General features: G+C 48.4%; 1 protein-coding gene. It reads right to left on the reverse strand.

The genetic code is table 11. The features are described 5' to 3' along the window. Positions 1-508 (reverse strand): hypothetical protein (locus tag ABDZ97_RS17470; RefSeq protein WP_343791049.1); only part of this gene is annotated, 508 nt, incomplete at both ends.

Raw genomic sequence — 508 nt, forward strand, 5'->3', positions numbered from 1 at the left:
TTATCGAAAATCAGCGGTTCGATCTCCCGCTCGTATTCGTGTCCCACAGCTATTTCCAACAACGCCTGTGCAGCTGTACGCATACTCCTTTGTGAAGAATCCGCAGCGATCACTTCCACATCTTGTAACAGGAACGTATCCGATGCCACTGCTTCTGCCAAATTCGAAACAGACCCTCCATGGTCGATCAGGAGTGTTGCCATTTCATAGTAGGTATCTTTACCCACCGCAGCATCATACGCCGCCAGTTCCGTATCCGCTGAAAGGGAATCCCCTGTCATCAGGTAATATCCGATCATTCTTTTGGTCTGCTCTACCCCGGAAAACTCCCGTTGCAGTAGCATTTCCACGCTGTCGAGCGAACTAGCCATCGTTGTATCCAACAGATATAGCCCAATCAGTTCATCCGCCAGTCTTGTGTACTCATTTCTATCAAAACCAATGGCGTTTACAGTAAAATCGCGAACGGATACCCCAACCTGATGGTTTGTGAGTGAATCCATGATGG

The sequence above is a fragment of the Wandonia haliotis genome, from assembly GCF_039523435.1.
Classification (GTDB): Bacteria; Bacteroidota; Bacteroidia; order Flavobacteriales_D; family Crocinitomicaceae; genus Wandonia; species Wandonia haliotis.